Origin of the sequence: Streptococcus sp. HMSC074B11 (assembly GCF_001808705.1) — a bacterium.
In the GTDB taxonomy this organism is placed as follows: Bacteria; Bacillota; Bacilli; order Lactobacillales; family Streptococcaceae; genus Streptococcus.
The window spans coordinates 1-251 of sequence record NZ_KV794280.1 but is presented as its reverse complement, the minus strand read 5'-3'; the positions used below and the strand labels follow the sequence as shown (position 1 = coordinate 251).

At 40.6% G+C, this 251-nt stretch carries 1 pseudogene; it reads right to left on the bottom strand.

The annotated features are described in order from the left end of the window. Positions 1-251: pseudogene (locus HMPREF2619_RS07190) on the bottom strand (replication protein RepR); the annotation flags it as partial.

The following is a 251-nucleotide window of genomic DNA, read 5'->3' as shown; positions in this document are numbered from 1 at the left end:
AGGACAAAATAGGCTTGAAATCCCTTATCAGATTTTAGAATCAACGTTGGCATAAAACCTAGCTCCAGAGAAGCGGTTAAAATATCTCCTGTCGTCATTTCTTCAGCTGCAGAGGTAATATCGAAGTCAATGTAGAATGTGTTAATCTGTCTAAGATTATCTTCAGAGTGGCCACGTGTAATCCGTCGACCAGCATCACTATAGCTTCCATAGCAATATACGTTAGGAGTCCAGTGTGTAAACTGATCCTG